This is a genomic window from Sphingobacterium sp. 2149 (genome assembly GCF_031455655.1).
Taxonomy (GTDB): domain Bacteria; phylum Bacteroidota; class Bacteroidia; order Sphingobacteriales; family Sphingobacteriaceae; genus Sphingobacterium.
Window position 1 is genome coordinate 224,735 of sequence record NZ_JAVDTD010000010.1, and the last position, 18,436, is coordinate 243,170.

General features: G+C 41.2%; 11 protein-coding genes. All 11 read left to right on the forward strand.

Going from position 1 to position 18,436, the window contains the following annotated elements:
* Positions 1 to 133: 133 nt before the first annotated feature.
* The 11 genes from J2X77_RS15895 to J2X77_RS15945 all read left to right on the forward strand — a co-directional run bounded on the left by J2X77_RS15895 (position 134) and on the right by J2X77_RS15945 (position 18,420).
* The gene (locus J2X77_RS15895; protein WP_310081548.1) at positions 134 to 2,662 is read left to right on the forward strand and encodes an alpha-L-arabinofuranosidase C-terminal domain-containing protein; all 2,529 of its coding nucleotides are present in this window, start codon (positions 134 to 136) and stop codon (positions 2,660 to 2,662) included.
* A 77-nt stretch (positions 2,663 to 2,739) separates the two neighbouring features.
* Positions 2,740 to 3,681: a glycoside hydrolase family 43 protein gene (locus J2X77_RS15900; protein ID WP_209578230.1), complete on the forward strand. Its 942-nt coding sequence runs from the start codon at positions 2,740 to 2,742 to the stop codon at positions 3,679 to 3,681.
* A gap of 408 nt (positions 3,682 to 4,089) precedes the next feature.
* Positions 4,090 to 6,909, forward strand: a complete 2,820-nt coding sequence (locus tag J2X77_RS15905; protein WP_310081550.1) for a glycoside hydrolase family 2 TIM barrel-domain containing protein — start codon at positions 4,090 to 4,092, stop codon at positions 6,907 to 6,909.
* Between the two features lie 756 nt (positions 6,910 to 7,665).
* Positions 7,666 to 8,988: a glycoside hydrolase family 28 protein gene (locus J2X77_RS15910; RefSeq protein WP_293882880.1), complete on the forward strand. Its 1,323-nt coding sequence runs from the start codon at positions 7,666 to 7,668 to the stop codon at positions 8,986 to 8,988.
* 38 nt (positions 8,989 to 9,026) lie between these two features.
* Positions 9,027 to 10,877 carry a rhamnogalacturonan lyase gene (locus J2X77_RS15915; protein ID WP_209578233.1) on the forward strand — a complete coding sequence of 617 codons (1,851 nt, stop codon included), beginning with the start codon at positions 9,027 to 9,029 and terminating at the stop codon, positions 10,875 to 10,877.
* A 57-nt stretch (positions 10,878 to 10,934) separates the two neighbouring features.
* A complete protein-coding gene (locus J2X77_RS15920; RefSeq protein WP_209578234.1) occupies positions 10,935 to 11,705 on the forward strand; it encodes a rhamnogalacturonan acetylesterase in 771 nt (256 codons plus the stop codon).
* 8 nt (positions 11,706 to 11,713) lie between these two features.
* A complete protein-coding gene (locus J2X77_RS15925) occupies positions 11,714 to 12,493 on the forward strand; it encodes a rhamnogalacturonan acetylesterase (protein ID WP_209578235.1) in 780 nt (259 codons plus the stop codon).
* A gap of 1 nt (position 12,494) precedes the next feature.
* On the forward strand, positions 12,495 to 14,105 hold the full coding sequence (locus J2X77_RS15930) for an arylsulfatase (RefSeq protein ID WP_209578236.1): 1,611 nt from the start codon (positions 12,495 to 12,497) through the stop codon (positions 14,103 to 14,105).
* A 19-nt stretch (positions 14,106 to 14,124) separates the two neighbouring features.
* Positions 14,125 to 15,279, forward strand: coding sequence for a glycoside hydrolase family 88 protein (locus J2X77_RS15935; protein WP_209578237.1), 1,155 nt, complete (start codon positions 14,125 to 14,127; stop codon positions 15,277 to 15,279).
* A 75-nt stretch (positions 15,280 to 15,354) separates the two neighbouring features.
* Entirely contained in the window at positions 15,355 to 15,666 is a 312-nt protein-coding gene (gene rhaM / locus J2X77_RS15940) for an L-rhamnose mutarotase (RefSeq protein WP_209578238.1), read from the forward strand.
* 12 nt (positions 15,667 to 15,678) lie between these two features.
* The gene (locus J2X77_RS15945; protein WP_209578239.1) at positions 15,679 to 18,420 is read left to right on the forward strand and encodes a glycosyl hydrolase; all 2,742 of its coding nucleotides are present in this window, start codon (positions 15,679 to 15,681) and stop codon (positions 18,418 to 18,420) included.
* The last annotated feature ends 16 nt before the right edge of the window (positions 18,421 to 18,436 follow it).

Below are 18,436 nucleotides of genomic sequence, written 5' to 3' on the forward strand. Positions count from 1 at the left end.
TGTATTGATCTTCTTTAGCGAGAATTGAATGTGATCGTAACATATCGATGACTCTTTATTAATTTGAATATGGAGCTTGTGTTTTATAAATGTAATATTTACATTTATAATTATTTCTGATTAATTATAACCAATGGAACGAGCTATTTTCACATTAAGAGCCTGCTCTTTTTTTCTTGCAAAAGCAATTTGCTTTTTTTGTCTGTTTTGGATTTTCAGTACGCCCGCATACGCCTATAGCAGCACGATTTCTGAACCGGATTCAGCCTATCTCTTTGCTTATGCAAAAGATAAGAATGCTGGTAGAGAAGGGTTATTATATGCCTGGAGTTTGGACGGTAAACAATGGGACGCTATTGGAACAGAACTCGCATTTGTTAAATCAGATTATGGGCGTTGGGGATCAGAAAAACGGATGATAAATCCGGTGTTGTTTCCTCGAAATGGCGGGGGGTGGTCCTGTGCGTGGCAATTAAGTCCTGAAAATAATGGGCCATATGCCTATACTTTTACAACTGATTTTTTTAATTGGGGCAGGCAAGACTATTATGTCGAATTAAATGATTTGGATAAATCAATGGTTTCGCTTGTAAAAAACAGTTTGTTGGACCGTGAGATTATTTCCATTAATGGCGAAAGTTTACGTGGAACGAAGCTGAAAGTTACATGGTCTATAATTAAAGAATTGATTAAACACTATGATCTTGCTCTGCTTAAGCAAAAGCAATGGTCCGAACGAAGTGTTGACGATGATGTACGCTTTGCAGGCTTAAAACCCTTGGATGTTAAGTTAACCCCAAAGATCGGACAAAGCAAGTCCATCAGCGATATGTTGGTAGGTGTATTTTTTGAAGATATTAATTATGCAGCAGACGGAGGTCTCTATGCGGAATTGATTCAAAATAGAGATTTTGAATATAAATTGAGCGATAAACAAGGGCATGACAAAAATTGGAACGAGAAAACAGCTTGGAGTATGGATGGATCGGGACAATTTCATATCGACAGTATCAATCCCATTCATCCCAATAATAAGCATTATGCGAGGTTACAAGGCGCGGGTATACTAAGAAATATAGGCTACGATGGGATTGCTCTGCATAAAAACGAACGCTATGATCTTTCATTTTTTGGACGGGGCACTGCGGGTAAAGGGCGTCAACTAAAAATCCGGATAAGTACACAAGATGGAAAGATCCTTGATGAAAAATCCCTTGTTGTTGACAGCAAAAACTGGAAAAAATATCAATTGGTATTGACAGCCAATGCGACCTGTAAGGATGCCGTATTGGAATTTGTATTTACAGATCGACAACAATTGGATTTGGACCTGATTTCCTTATTCCCTCAAAACACCTTCAAAGGACGTAAAAATGGATTACGTAAAGATTTAGCCGAGGCTATTGCAGCTTTGAATCCACGTTTTGTTCGTTTTCCGGGAGGCTGTTTAGCACATGGCGATGGTATCGAAAATATCTACCATTGGTCCAATACTGTAGGACCTTTAGAAAGCCGTGTGCCGCAACGCAATATGTGGGGATATCACCAAACTGTTGGTTTAGGATATTATGAGTATTTTCAATTTTGTGAAGATATAGGTGCCTATGCTGTCCCGGTAATGGCGGCTGGGGTACCCTGTCAAAATTCGGGCGCTCATGGTCATCTATTGGGCGGACAACAATGTGGTATTCCAATGGAAGATATGGATGACTATATCCAGGAAGTGCTCAATCTGATCGAATGGGCCAATGGGGATAAAAATAGCACCTGGGGAAAGGTACGTGCAGCAGCTGGACATCCAGAACCATTTCATCTCAAATATATTGGCGTGGGTAACGAAGATTTAATATCGAATGTTTTTGAGGAGCGTTTTACGATGATTTACAATGCTATCCGTGAAAAATATCCCGATATACAGGTTATTGGAACGGCGGGGCCATTTTTTGAGGGAACCGACTATGTTGAGGGCTGGAAAATCGCCGATAAATTAAGCGTACCTATTATGGACGAACACTATTACCAGACACCCGGATGGTTTATTCATAATCAAGATTTCTACGATAAATACGATCGGAATAAAGCGCAGGTTTATTTGGGCGAATATGCCGCTCATATCGAAGGACGTGCAAGTACCTTGGAAGTGGCATTAGCCGAAGCCGCATATCTCACTGCATTGGAAAGAAATGGTGATATCGTTAAGATGGCTTCCTATGCACCGCTGTTAGCCAAAGATGGCTATACCCAATGGCGCCCCGATCTTATTTATTTCAACAATACCGATGTAAATTTAACGCCATCCTATTATGTACAGCAATTATTCGGTCGTAATAATGGAACGGAATATGTTCCTGTGGAAGCCAGCTATTCTAATGCTGCCGTTGAGGTACAGAAGCGCGTGGCATTTTCTATTGTTAAGGATCCTAAAGATCAATCAATCATTATAAAAATGGTCAATGTTTTGCCTGTTGCCGTCAACATGGAATTGGAACTAGATAAATTCAACCTAAAAACTGAGCCTGCTGTTGTTGCGCAGCTCACAGGAGAGTTGAAGAGTACAACAGCGAAGCCCGAACAAAAGAGCGTGCCAGTGGAAAAGCTTAAAAACCAGCAATTGCCACCTTATTCTTTAACCATCATTCGAATTCCATCGCGTGCAAAATAGTCCAATTCAACTCCTATGAAACCTCTAGTTGTGCAGAAAAGTATATGTTAGTTTTTATTCATCTCTATTTGACAAAAATGAAAAAACAATTTCTAGTTACCCTATTCGTTCTTTTAACTTACCTGGTTAAGGCGCAATCTCCCGTATACCTTTTTTCGTATTTTGTAGATAATGGCGCTGATGGATTACATCTAGCTTATAGTTTGGATGGTTTGAAATGGGAACCATTGAATCAGGGAAAACCCTTCTTAACACCAACAGTAGGAAAAGATAGACTGATGCGCGACCCCAGTATTTGTCAGGGTCCCGATGGGACCTTTCATCTGGTATGGACAACAGGTTGGTGGGACAAAATTATCGGATATTCTTCCTCCAAAGACCTTAAGCAGTGGACCCAACAAAAAGCAATACCAGTCATGGTAGATGAACCCGATGCAAAAAATGCATGGGCTCCCGAACTTTTTTACGACAATGCGACGAAAGAATATTATATCATTTGGGCCACGACAATTCCTGGTCGCCACAAAGAGGTACCGACTAGTGCTAGTGAAAAAGGATTAAACCACCGGATGTATAGCGTTACGACGAAAGATTTTAAAACTTTTTCAAAAACTAAGTTATTTTTTGATCCCGAATTTAGTGTGATCGACGCGGCCATTATACAACAAGCTAATAAGGAATATATGATGGTGCTGAAAAACGAAAACTCTAATCCGCCGGAGAAAAACATCCGAATCACCGCAACAAAGAATTTAGCCAAAGGCTTCCCAACTACTGTCTCTAAACCGATCACAGGCAATTATTGGGCTGAGGGTCCTGCTCCGCTGCAAGTAGGGGAGTATATATATGTATATTTCGATAAATACCGCGATCATAAATATGGTGCTGTTCGTAGTAAAGATGGTATCAACTGGGAAGATGTCTCTGATCTGGTGAGCTTTCCTAAAGGCGTTCGTCATGGAACAGCTTTTACGGTAAATCCAACCGTTTTATCCAATCTATTATCATTGAAAAGATAGTTGAGAATAAAAGTTGTCATCTTAATTATAGCGATTGTAATAAAAAAGGTTTTCAAACGGGGAGAATGAAAACCTTTAAAATAACCAATTAATCCTAAATTTATGATAAAAAATATGATGCTTTGCTATAGGCTTTCCTTTGATTTAAACCATCTCATCTAAATCATAACATACGTACAGGCCAATTAAATTGAAAAGCTACCGATTCAATACAGCAAGTTTACGTAAACCAAATGAACTTGTCATCCTGTGCTGTACTGTTCCAAAAGTATGGGGTTAGATCTGAAACCATTCAGGTAAGTTCAGGACACTGGTGCGTCCTGAATTTTTTATTTTAGGAGTTTGCTAACCCAAATGAATAGACCGATGCTTAAAATTCGAATTACGCTCTTTGCTTTAATATACGTTATGATGGCACATATCGCCTCAGCGCAGATTGGGAAAGAAATACAGTATCTTTCGGGAACTGACAACGTTCATACCGTTAATTGGGATTTTTGGGTGACGGGGGGGCGTAAAGCCGGGAAATGGGATAAGATCGCTGTGCCTAGCCATTGGGAACAACAAGGTTTCGGGGCATACAACTATGGACGGGATTATGTGACTTATGGCAAGAATTTTACCTTCCATGATGAGAAAGGTCTATATCGGCATCAATTTACTGTCCCAAAGAATTGGAAAGGGAAAAAAATAAACCTTGTTTTTGAAGGTTCAATGACCGATACTGAAGTCAAGATCAACGGGAAGCTAGCCGGAGATATCCATCAGGGTGCTTTTTATCAGTTTAAATACGATGTTACCGACAAGATCACCTTTGGCAAGGCCAATATATTGGAGGCTACTGTGTCAAAAATGTCTTCCGATAAATCCGTTAACAATGCGGAGCGCCTTGCGGATTATTGGATTTTAGGCGGTATTTATAGGCCCGTATACCTTGAAGCGACAGCAAAGGAACACATCAGCTGGACGGCTATCGATGCAAAGGCAGACGGAGCTTTTCGAAGCAATGTACACTTAGAGGGGCTCTCTAAGGCTAATAAACTATCGGTAGAGATCAAAGATCTGAAGGGTAATGTGATCGCGATTCAACAGTTTCCAATTACTGCGAAAGACTCAGTGAAATTGATCGAAATGAAAGTTGAAAACCCTTTATTATGGACCGCCGAGACACCAAACCTATATCAGGTCACGTACACCCTATGGAACGGGAAGAATAAAGATTATCAATATCAAGATCGCTTTGGTTTCAGAACAATTGAAGTTCGTGAGGGAGACGGCATTTATGTCAATGGTGTAAAAGTAAAGATGAAAGGTGTTAATCGTCATGTATGGTGGCCCGAAACCGGACGGTCGGTAAACGCGCAATTGGATCTGAACGATGTTAAATTGATCAAAGAAATGAATATGAATGCGGTCCGCTGTTCGCATTATCCGCCAGATAGATCTTTTTTGGCATATTGCGATTCATTGGGCTTATATGTTTTGGATGAATTGGCTGGCTGGCAAAAAGCATACAGTACCGTTGTGGGTAAAAAGTTGGTGCGAGAAATGGTTATTCGAGATGCTAACCATCCTTCCATTATACTTTGGAGCAACGGCAATGAAGGTGGACATAATAAAGAACTTGTAGACGAGTACAAGAAATATGATCTTTCGGCGAGAACAGTCATTCATGCACATCATAGACCGGGAAATGCAATCAATGGAATCGACTGTAACCATTATGAAGATTTTTATTCGACAAAAAAAATTCTGGAAGGACCAAATATTTATATGCCAACCGAATTTCTCCACGCACAGGATGATGGAGGTGCTGCGGCAGGATTGGCGGATATATGGGAGCTGCACTGGAATGCCAAATTAGGTGCCGGCGGATTTATCTGGGATTTTGCAGATGAAGGTATTGTGCGTACAGATTTCAATAATGCGATTGATGTCAACCGCGTAAATGCCCCTGATGGAATTCTTGGGCCACATCGCGAAAAGGAGGGCAGTTTCTATGCCATTCGGGAGATCTATGCACCTGTACATATTACGATGAAGAAATTACCTGTTGACTTCAACGGAACGATTTCGGTGGAAAATCGTTATCATTTTACTGATCTGAAAAACTGTCGATTTGAGGGTAAACTGATTACCTATCAACAACCCTATGCGGATGAATCAGGTGTGGATTCAGTACTACATCTACACGTCGACAGTCCTATATTGCCTCCAACACAAAAGGGAAACTTGCAATTGAATTTACCGAGCGACTGGAAACAATATGATGCGCTGATATTGACTGCGATTGATCCACATGGGGAGGAAATTTATACTTGGACCTGGCGTGTAAAATCCAATCAAATGCTTACTGCGGAAATTTTGCCGTTGAAATCTTCTACCGATGTTGAAGTGAAAGAAGACAGTGCGAATTATATGCTTAAGGCAAACGGAATAACAGCTATGATTTCCAAAAAAACAGGATTATTGGTTGATCTGGCCAATGATTATAGCATGAAATTGGCTTTCAATAATGGTCCGGTGCTTATCGATGGACAGTCGGAGCTGAAAAGTGCTAAACGTTGGAAAGACGGAAAAAATGAAGCTGTTGAGTTTATGTTTGATGGTAACCTAAGTTTTATCCGTTGGACGATGCGCCCAGACGGGTGGTTAAAACTTGATTATGCTTATCATATGGGCAAAGCAGTACCCTATGCTGGAGTGAGCTTTAATTTTCCTGAAAACTATATTATTGGGGCCAAATGGCTTGGTAATGGCCCTTATCGCGTATGGAAGAATAGGATGCAAGGTGTCACACTAAATACATGGGAAAAAATGTATAATGACGGAAAAGCAGGTATTGGGCCATGGACATTTCCTGAGTTTAAAGGCTACTTCTCGGATGTTAGTTGGATACAATTCAATACAGTGCAAGGGAAGTTTTTGGTTGCAACAGATCAGGAAGATTTATTTGTGCGATTATTCGAGTTCTACGGAATTTCCGGTCCCAAAGGTTATCCGCAGTTGCCGACGGGGGATATTTCCTTTTTGGATGCTATTCCTCCTATTGGAACAAAACTGGCGTTGGGAATCAATGGAAATGCTGGGGTGAATGGACCCGCAGGTGAGCTTAATCAAATGGATAAAAAGATTAATCGGACACTCTATTTTTACTTTGGTACCCCGAAGGGCGAAAAAGAAAATACACAATTTGTTATGCCTAAGGTTAATGTGTTGACAGATTAAAAGAATAATGCATAAAAAAGGGCTTTTCTATTTTTTAGAAAAGCCCTTTTTTATGGTGTACCCCTAATAGTATGTATTCTTTTCAATAATGCTTATTTAGATTTCTTGAACCCCAAAAGGTTGTACTTTATTCACTTTTATCGCTATTCGTGTAGGGAAAATCATTGAAGTATTTATTTTGAATAGCAGTTGATGTTGTTTTTTTAGATGTACATCTTCAATTGTACGGTCTGAATTGGAAGTTCGGGATTGCCATTGATCTTCTAATTTTACCAAGCAGGACAGTGCAAGGTGGTTTTGGATATGCTGTCTTAAGGATAAGTTATGACCAAATCCATACCAACTCCTAACTGCAAGCGGATTGTTAAAAAGGTAAAAGCATAGTGAATGCACCATAAAAGGTGGACTCAACGTGGACTCAACGTGGACTCACTGTGGACTCACAGTGGTTACAGTTAGGAGTTGGTGTTAAGTTGGTATGGAGTTGGTGTTGGGAATTCTATAACAAATATATTACGAATAGCTTTGAATCCTTGTTATTGGGTTTATTATCAATGAAAATGAAGATGTGTTGACTGTGTAATTGAGCTTGTTCAGGATACTACAGGACGGCTCTTGTTAAAAATGTTGATACTTTTAAAACTAGCTACTTATTTAGGCATCCTTAAATACGCTGATCAATTTGACGGTATTGTCTGCACGTTTTAATTAAGCTGTAGACAAGCGGGAAAAGAAGACTTAATAAAACTTAATATTATGAAAAAATTCTTTCGGTTTTTACATCTGCTTACATCAATTGCGATTTTGTCCAATGTACATGCGCAAGGAAAGTTTCCGGACGGAACGGTAATTTCAACATGGTTCGAGACTGTAAAATCGACTGAGATCGAAACGCTCGGAAAGAAATTTCTCATCACAGATTTTGGTGTTGCGTCAGATAGCACCATCGTGCAAACGGCCAAAATTCAACAGGCTATTGATAAGGCCTATACCAGCGGTGGAGGTGTAGTCATAGTGCCTAAAGGTGTCTACCTGAGTGGATCCTTATTTTTTAAACCGAATACACATTTACACCTCGAAGAAGGCGCTGTACTGAAAGGAAGTGATGATATTGCGGATTTTGTGCTAGCGGAAACTCGGATGGAAGGGCAAACAGTGAAGTATTTTTTGGCGCTTGTCAATGCAGACCAGGTGGATGGATTTACAATTTCGGGTAAAGGTACACTCGATGGAAACGGGTTACGCTACTGGCGATCCTTCTGGCTTAGGAGACAATTTAATCCACAATGCACAAATATGGACGAGATGCGTCCACGTTTACTTTATGTGTCCAACAGCAAGGATGTACAGGTTTCAGGCATTCGCTTGATCAATTCACCTTTTTGGACCTCGCATTATTATAAATGTGAAAATCTCAAATTGATCGGTTTACATATTTCAGCACCAAAGGAACCTGTGAAAGCACCTAGTTCCGATGCGATCGATTTGGATGTCTGCCGTAATGTATTGATTAAAGATTGTTACTTATCCGTTAACGATGATGCCATTGCACTAAAAGGCGGTAAAGGGCCTAAGTCCGACAAAGATCCTAACAACGGCCCCAATTCAAATATTATTATTGAAAATTGTTTTTTTGGATTTTGTCATAGCGCACTCACTTGCGGCAGTGAATCTATTCATAGCTACAATGTGATTTTTAGGAACAATACCTTAGATAAAGCACGTAAGCTACTGCAATTAAAAATGCGTCCCGATACACCCCAGGAATATGAAAACATTCTGATCGAAAACATCAAGGGAAATGTCAATAGCATGTTGTTTATTAAACCTTGGACCCAATTTTTTGATTTGAAGGGCGAGAAAGATATTAAAATGTCGTATGCAAGAAATATTGTTTTGCGCAATATTGACCTAGATTGCGACATCGTATTTGATGTACTCAACTCGGAGCAATATGTACTGTCGGATTTTACATTTCAAAATCTGCATGTCCGCGCCGCCAAAGATCCCGTGATTCATAAGGAATATGTTAAAAACTTTGTCCTGAATCAGGTGACTGTTAACAATAAAAAGCAATAATATGCTTTACCAGCATGTTTTTGTGAATTAGGCCTACGATGATGAAGACAAAACTTATTCTTTTAATAGGAGCGCTGATCGGTTCTCTTGCTGTTTCAGGTCAACGCAAAATGGAGTTTTTGGATCGAGGAATGATCGGCCTAAAAACGACCGATAATTCTGTTTTCTTAAGCTGGCGTTTGCTTGGTACTGACGATTTTGATACAGCCTTCGCAATTTATAGAAAGGAAAGGAATGGTCAGCTGAAAAAACTGAACCCTTCACCTTTAGTGAAGGGAACTAACTTCGTGGACGATCATATCGATTTGAATCAAGATGTAACGTATATTCTCAATATAGTCGCTGGAGGAAAAGAGAAAGAAGTGGCTAAACTGACCTTACCAAAAGATCAAAAAGTACAGCAATACTTGGATATTCCTTTACGCACTCCTAAAGGCTATATGCCTGGGGATGTTTCCGTCGGCGATTTGGATGGTGATGGGACGTATGAACTTATTGTTCATCAGACTGGTGTTGGACACGACAATGCGCACAATGGCATAACTTCCGAACCTATATTGCAAGCATACAAACTGGACGGTACTTTTTTATGGGAAATTAATTTAGGTAAAAATATCCGTGAAGGGGCACATTACACCCAATTTATGGTTTATGACCTCGATAGTGATGGCCGTGCGGAGTTAGTCTGTAAAACGGCCGACGGTACTAAAGATGGACTGGGAAATGTTATTGGTGATGCACAGGCCGATTGGCGTGATACCGTATTAAATTCGCAGACAGTTGGTCGTATATTGAAAGGTCCTGAATACTTAACGGTATTTGATGGATTGACGGGAAAAGCCCTGAGTACGGTTGATTATCTGCCACAACGTGGAGAGCTAAGTTCATGGGGGGATACCAATGCCAATCGCAGTGATCGATTTTTAGCTTGTGTAGCCTATTTGGATGGCGTAAACCCGAGTGTTGTCATGACAAGAGGATATTACGAACGTACGGCCTTGGCAGCATGGGATTTTAAAGATAAAAAACTGATAAGCCGTTGGGTATTCGACAGCAAAGTTCGTAAAGATCCTTATTCTGGTCAGGGATATCACAATCTCACGGTTGCGGATGTAGACCAAGATGGCAAAGATGAAATTGTCTTTGGTTCGATGGTTATTGATGATCATGGAAAAGGTCTATATAGTACAGGGCTTGGGCATGGTGATGCTTTGCATGTCAGTGATTTGGATCCGGATAGACCCGGCCTAGAGATTTTTGGAATCCATGAACTGAAAGGTGGGCGGAAAGGGACTGGTGTGGCTTTATTGGATGCCAAAACCGGGGCAATTTTGTTTAAAAGTGCAATAGACCAAGATATTCCTCGCGGTGTTGCTGCAAATATAGATCCCGATCATAAAGGGGCGTATCTGTGGTGGCTGGGATCTAGAGATATGTACGATACCAAAGGTAATCGTGTAGGACCGGCTCCGAGATCGACCAATTTTCTGATTTGGTGGGATGCTGATTTGAGCCGTGAACTTTTAAACAGCAACTATATTGAAAAATATAAAAATGGAAAAACAGAACGAATCTTTACGGCGGTGGGAGCATCATCGATTAATGGAACTAAAAGTACGCCCAACCTGAGCGCGGATATCTTCGGTGATTGGCGGGAAGAATTGATCCTACGTTCAGATGATAATCAATATCTGCGTATCTATACAACAACGATCCCGACGGAAAAGCGTGTTTATACACTCATGCATGATCCACAATATCGCTTGAGTATAGCATGGCAGAATGTAGCCTATAATCAACCGCCACATACGGGGTATTACCTTGGTGTAAGTATGGATCGTCCGGTCAAACCGAATATTCAGTTGGTGAAGCCTGCCCGCACAAAATAGAAATTTAGACGCGTACGATTGGAATTGTTTGATTAAAAAAAATAGATAAGTTAGCAAATGAAGCATACAATAAAATGGATAGGGATGGCATTGGTAGCGGTTGTTTTAATATCCTTTGCAAAGCAGCAAAATAGACCCACGATTTATCTTATCGGTGATTCGACAGTTAAGAACAGCAATAAGGAATATTGGGGCTGGGGTACCTTGCTTCCTGAATTACTGGATACGACACGAGTCCGTGTGGACAATCATGCGATGGCGGGTCGGAGTACACGTACATTTGTTAAAGAGGGAAGATGGAGAAAAGTTGATTCTTTGTTCAAGCCTGGAGATTTTTTATTGATTCAGTTTGGTCATAACGAGGGAAGTAAACCTGATACCAGCAAACAAGGCTATCGAGGTGTGCTAAGGGGTATCGGTAAAGATTCTGTTGTTTTAGATTGGGGAAATGGGAAGAGGGAAACCGTGCACACTTATGGTGAAAACCTGCGTCTCTTTGTAATTGGAGCAAAGAAAAAGGGGGTAACACCGATTTTGTTATCCATGATTCCGCGCAACCAATGGGATGATCAAGGTAAAGTGAAGCGGGCCGACAAAGACTTTGGCTTGTGGGGTAAGCAGATTGCCGAAGAACAAGGCGTTCCTTTTCTGGATCTGAATAGTATTACCGCAGATAAATATGATCGCCTTGGACCAGAACTGGTAAAAACCAGTTTTTTTCCCGGTGACCATACACATACGAATAAAGACGGAGCGCGAGAAAATGCATGGTCTGTTATCGAAGGATTCCGTAGGATTAAAAGTCAGTTAGTACAATATATTAAATAGTAACGAAGATGAAATTGAAATTGCTGCCTTGGGCTGCGGTCCTTTTCGCTGTAATTAGCATGTCTTTTTTGGAAAAGCAGCACAAACTGAACTTGTTTATTATTGGTGACTCTACAGTAAAAAACGGACAGGGAAATGGCTCGAACGGACAGTGGGGCTGGGGAAGTTTTATAGGGGAGTATTTTAAATCCGATAAAATTAATGTCAAGAATCGTGCACTCGGGGGAACAAGCACAAGAACATTTTATAATAATCCAAAACTCTGGCAAAAAGTACTGGATAGCATTCAGCCTGGTGACTTTGTACTTATCCAGTTTGGGCATAATGATTCAAGTCCCATTGTGGACACGTTACGCGCTCGAGGAACGATAAAGGGAAATGGTGATGATTACCAAGAAGTGTATAATCCATTGCTGAAACAGCATGAAGTAGTCTATAGCTATGGTTTTTACTTGCGTAGGTTTGTAAAGAATATTCAGGATAAGGGAGCGATAGCAATTATCTGTTCACCCATTCCACGCAATGCTTGGGATGGAAATCAGGTTCGTAAATCGGATTATGCAATATGGGCTGAGGAAGCTGCCCAGCAGAGTGGTGCTTTCTTTATACCATTGCAGGATCTCGTGATTGCCCAGTATGAAACATTGGGAAAAAAGAAAGTAGAAACGGAATTTTTTGATCCTAAAGATGCGACCCATACAATAAAAGCCGGTGCTTTGCTGAATGCTAAACTCGTTGCTGAGCAATTGAAAAAACAAACCAAAATCGGATTAAAGAAATTTATGTAGTATGAAGAAATCTACCTTTCCTGTGGCGATCTTTTTTCTGTTGACACTACTTAAAGTGCATGCACAGCAACGGCCCAATATTGTGTTGATTCTGGCCGATGATATGGGCTATTCCGATTTGGGTTGCTTTGGTTCTGAAATTCAGACTCCAAATCTGGATAAAATGGCAAAGGAAGGGATTAAGATGACTAATTTTTATAATGCTTCGCGTTGTTGTCCATCGCGTGCTTCCCTATTGACCGGATTATATCCGCATCAGGCGGGAGTCGGCGATATGATGAACAAGCGTCCTTTTCCAGCCTATCAGGGTTATTTGAACAGAAATTCGGTCACATTGGCCGAACTATTGAAAAGCGCAGGTTATGGAACCTATATGGCTGGGAAGTGGCATGTTGGACAGGAAAAGGAAAATTGGCCCCGGCAGCGTGGATTTCAGCGCTACTATGGGCTAATTGATGGAGCAAACAGCTACTTTGAAAACCGGCCTTATCGCCCCAATCAAACATTAACGATAGCCTTGGACAATGAGGCGATCGTTCCGCCAAAAGATTACTATAGCTCGGATGCCTATACAGATTATGCAATGACTTTCATTGGTGAGCATTTAGAAACTAAAAAAGAGAATCCTTTTTTTCTATACCTCGCTTTTCAGGCTCCCCACTGGCCTATACATGCCAAACCTCAGGATATTGCAAAGTATCGGGGTAAATATATGGAAGGATGGGAGGCTATTCGTGAAAAGCGTTTTCAAAAACAGCAGCAGTTAGGGATATTGCCGCCTACGACCAAATTGTCACCAATTGATACAACATTGCGAAATTGGAATGATTGCAGTTGGGAAGAAAAAGTCAAATGGGACGAAAAGATGGCTGTCTACGCGGCGATGGTAGACGAATTGGATCAGAATGTTGGCAGACTGGTTGATTTCCTCCGATCGAAGGGGCAATTGGACAACACTGTTTTTATCTTTCTCTCTGATAACGGCGCGAGTAATGAAACGATAAGCAATGCTGGATTTACGGCAGAAATTAGAGCGGCTAACGAATTTCCTGCCAGTCACCCACGCTCTTTTACAGCTTATGGAGTTGAAGGTGCTGCAGTGAGCAATACGCCTTTCAAAAAGTTCAAGCATTGGGAGTTTGAGGGTGGGAATGCCACCGGATTTATCGCTTATGGACCGAAATTCCTACCAAGAGGGAAACAGTTTGATAGGCCAGCTCATTTGATCGATATCATGCCAACCTTAGCACAATGGTCAGGAGCAAGCTATCCTAAAACCTATGCAGGTAATACGATTCAACCGATGGAAGGATTGTCCTTGCTTCCACTATGGACAGCACAAAATGGGGATGTTAATAGGGAAATTTGTTTTGAGCATGAGGGCAACAAAGCTGTGCGCAAAGGAAAATGGAAACTTGTGTCTTCCTATCCTGAACACAGCTGGTATCTGTATGATTTAGAAAACGATCGGAGCGAAACGGTAGACTTGTCCACCACTTTTCCGAAAATATATCATGAAATGATTCAGGTCTATGAAAATTGGGCGAAAAGAGTCGGAGTGATACCATACGAACAACTTGTACAAAAAAAGGGAAATTCTCCTGATAAATAAATTATAAAGCAAACAAAGCATGAAACTATTTAATATTTATACGGCCACTTTGATGATTGCGTTTTTCCTTTCAGCATGTTCATCGACGAAGAAAGTTGTCGAACAGAAGCAGGAATTAACCGCTGTAGATGTACTTCAGTCGTTGCAGCTGACCAATCGTTATTTCATGAACAAATGGACAGACACCGGTAAACCGATCTATACCAACCGTTGGCGGCCGAGCAATATCTGGACCCGAGCCGTTTATTACGAAGGGCTCATGGCACTTTATCAGATTGATAAAAATAACGAATACTACAATTATGCTGTGGATTGGGGAAATAAACATGACTGGGGTATGCGCAACGGTTTGGAAACTCGAAATGCCGATGACCAAGCTTGTGGGCAGACCTACCTGGATCTCTATGAAATTGAAGCTAAGCCTGAGCGTATCCAAAAGATTAAAGCTAATATAGATTACATTATCAAATCTGGAAAAGTAGACGATTGGACCTGGATTGATGCCATACAAATGGCCATGCCAATTTATGCTAAACTGGGGGTAATGACGAAGGATCAAACTTACTTTGATTACATGTATAAAATGTATCATCATTCAAAAACGCAAGAAGGTGGAGGCCTGTATAATAAGGCGGATAAACTTTGGTGGCGCGATAAGGATTTTGTTCCTCCTTACAAGGAGCCGAATGGTGAGGATTGTTATTGGTCACGCGGCAATGGATGGGTTGTGGCAGCTTTGGTTAGGGTACTCTCTTTGATTCCGGAGAACGAAGCACATCGTGCCGAGTACATGTCGGATTATAAAGCTATGATGGAAGCACTTGTTCCTATTCAAAGACCGGATGGATTCTGGAATGTCAGTCTACACGATCCGACTAATTTTGGTGGGCGTGAAACTTCAGGCACTGCACTGTTTGTCTATGGTATGGCCTGGGGCATCAATAATGGTTTCCTAGATGCTAAAATATATCGACCTGTTGTAGAAAAGGCGTGGAAAGCAATGACAGCAGAAGCGGTACACCCTTCTGGTTTTTTGGGCTATTTACAAGGAACGGGAAAGGAACCTAAGGATGGTCAGCCGGTCAGTTTTTCAAGTCAGCCGGATTTTGAAGATTACGGTTTGGGTTGTTTCTTATTAGGTGGAACAGAAGTCTATAAAATGTTGGCAAGATAAGTACCCGCATACATCAGGTATTGGCTAATTAAGAATATTTGGCGATCATACAAAATAGTTCAGTACATAAACGAAATGGAGAAAATAGCATTTAAAATGAAATTGAAACCGGGCATGTCTGCGGAATACAAGCGGAGACATGATGCGATCTGGCCAGAATTAATAACCTTATTGCGCGAAAACGGGGTGTCTGATTATAGTATTTTTTTGGATGAGGAGACGGATACTTTATTTGCGGTTCAGTATTTAGCAGGACATTCGTCACAAGAGCTGGGTAAGGAAGTTATTGTTCAGCAATGGTGGGATTATATGCATGATATCATGGACGTAAATCCCGACCACTCCCCAGTGTCGATAAATTTGAAAAAGGTGTTTCACATGGATTAGGTTAATTTTAACATGAAGAAAATCTATATATCATTAGTGCTTGCCTGTAATCTTTTGGCTGTCGGTCGAACGATAGCGCAGGATCTATGGCCAGCAGTTACCAAAGAAATGAGACCTTGGACACGTTGGTGGTGGCTGGGTTCAGCTGTGGACCGGCCTAATCTCGAACGTGAATTAACCTTATTTAACAAAAGCGGATTTGGTGGCGTCGAGGTAACACCGATTTATGGTGCTAAAGGATTTGAATCCAACTACCTGAACTTTCTTTCACCACAATGGATGAATATGTTAGGTGTAACAACGGATAAGGCCAATGCCTTGGGAATGGGGGTAGACATTAATTTGGGTACGGGGTGGCCATTCGGGGGACCTCAAATCAAAGAAAAGGATGCCGCTGCCAAATTAATCCTGGATGAATTTGAACTGAAAAAAGGTGAAAGGATCACGTTTCCCCTAAAACCTAAGGATCCTAAACAGCATTATTTCTTTCTGCAGGCTTTACGGGCATTTAGAGCCGACAATAGTGAGATTAAACTGGATGATTATATTTCAAAGACAACTGGAACATGGGAAGCGCCTGCCGATATTCGTCTATTAGCGGTATTTTCTGGTAGAACGGGGCAGAAAGTCAAACGTGCCGCACCGGGGGGAGCGGGGTATACGCTCGATCACCTTGGACAGCAATCTGTCCTATCTTATTTCAATAGATTTACCGAAGCTTTTCAGGATAAACCATTGCATGTGCGTGCTTTTTTTAACGATAGCTACGAAGTATATGGGGCAAATTGGACGGATGAGTTTTTGCAATCATTCGAACGGATAAAAGGATACAAACTTCAAGATAACCTGCTAGATTTTGCGGGTAAAGGTAAGGATGAAGCTAAAACAGCAGGCCTTAAATCGGATTATCGTGAAGTTGTGAATGCACTGCTTGCCCAGAATTTCTTGATCCCATTTACGGATTTTGCCCATCGCTATCGTGCGATTTCAAAAAATCAAGCCCATGGATCTCCAGGAAATCTGATTGACTTGTATGCGGATACCGATATTGCGGAGTGTGAAACCTTTGGATCCAGCAGTTTCGATATTCCCGGATTAAGACGGGATACTGCTGATATCCGTAATGTGGACCCGGATCCCATGATGGCAAAATTTGCGACATCGGCGACAAATGTATACGGTAAAAAATATACTTCTTCGGAAACATTCACATGGCTTACGGAACATTTTAAAACCTCCTTGTCACAAACGAAACCTGAAGTCGAACAACTATTCCTCGCTGGGGTGAATCATGTATTCTATCACGGGACAACCTATTCGCCGAAAAATGTACCTTTTCCGGGATGGTTGTTCTATGCTTCCGTTAATTTTGTTCCGCAAAACTCGTTCTGGGATCACCTTACTGGTTTGAATCAATATATTACGCGTGTGCAATCCATCCTTCAATCCAGCCGGGCCGACAATGAACTGCTGGTATATTGGCCCATTTATGATATTTGGAATAATGCCAAAGGAATGGATAAGGCACTAAAGGTTCATGATGTTGACGAATGGTTACATCCAACGCAATTTTATAAACAAAGTGTTCAGCTGCAGAAACGGGGGTATAGCTTTGATTTTGCAACTGATAAAATTTTGGCGGGAACTACAGTAAACGACGGAAAATTACAAACATCAAAGGATGCGATCCCGTATCGAGCAATTTATATACCTGCCTGTCATTATTTTTCAGAAGTGACCCTGCAGAAAATTCTGGAAATGGCCAACCAGGGAGCAACTATTATTTTCCAAAAATTACCACTGACCGTGCCTGGCTACGGCCAATTAGAACAACGCCGCACGCTGTTCAATAAATTAATTGCATCACTAGGGTTCGATAAACATAAGGCTAATCAGTATACAGCATTTGGAAAAGGAAAAATCTATTTGACTACAGATATTAATTCAGCCCTGGAAACCGAACAGATATTACCTGAACGGATTAATCAAACCGGGCTAAAGTTTTCAAGAAGAGTTGCCGGTAAGGATACCTATTATTATTTAGTCAATCACAGCGGACAGACCGTGGATCGCCATATCGCGCTGAATGTACAAGCGAAATATTATTCTTTATTGGATCCCCAGACTGGGCGGACCTATCAGTTGCCATCATCTGATGGAAAGATACGGGTGCAGATTCCATCGGGTTATTCCTGGATTGTCTTGGCCTCGGAGCAACAAGCCAGCGAACCTTTCCGCTATCAGGATGAGTTACACCAAGTGGCTCAATTGGACCGCGACTGGAAAGTGAATTTTATTGCCGGAGGACCTGTTTTACCAAAGGCTAAAAAGCTTGATCAGCTCTCTTCGTGGACCGAATGGGGCGATAAAGATGCTGTTAATTTTTCGGGTACAGCAAACTACGAGAAAACATTCTCTATCCATAAAGACTTGTCAAAATCATATCTACTCAAGCTTGGGCGTGTTGCGGAAAGTGCCAGAGTGTATATTAACGGAAAGGACGCCGGTGTGTTATGGTCAATTCCTTTTCAACAGGATATTACCCCATTATTGGTAAATGGCGAAAACAAGATTCGTATTGAAGTCGCCAACTTAATGGCCAACCGTATGAGCTATCTAGACCGCAAAAAAGTTACCTGGCGTAATTATCACGAAATCAATTTCGTCAATATCAATTATAAAGATTTTGATGCCAGTAACTGGGCGCCCATGGAAAGTGGGCTGATTGGGCCAGTGACCATTTGGAGTTATTAAATGAGAAACGATTGGA